At 58.2% G+C, this 299-nt stretch carries 1 protein-coding gene; it reads left to right on the top strand.

What is annotated here, in order from left to right:
- The coding region (locus IYN85_RS25680) for a hypothetical protein (protein WP_196161835.1) at positions 1–299 on the top strand (299 nt) is incomplete at both ends.

The following is a 299-nucleotide window of genomic DNA, read 5'->3' as shown; positions in this document are numbered from 1 at the left end:
TGAATGCCGGGCAACAGCAACGCTGGATCGTGCGTGAAAACCTGATTCAGAAACACGGTGGCGCGTTCATCGAAAAGGTGAAAACCCACAGCAACGTCACCGTGGACGGCCACCGACACCTGCAGGCCGCCAAACAGCAACGCGTCCGCACCAAAGCCGACTTGAGCTTGATCAGCGAAGGCGACCAGCACTGGCAAACCAAAACCCAGGGCATGACACTGCGCAGCAACCAAGCGGTGAGCATCACCAGCCAGGGCGCACAGATCACCAAAGTCAGTGACGGCAGTTACCTCGTGCAA

Source organism: Reinekea sp. G2M2-21, from assembly GCF_015687175.1.
Classification (GTDB): Bacteria; Pseudomonadota; Gammaproteobacteria; order Pseudomonadales; family Natronospirillaceae; genus Reinekea.
The sequence above is the reverse complement of the archived record's forward strand: the minus strand, read 5'-3'. Positions and strand labels throughout refer to the sequence as shown.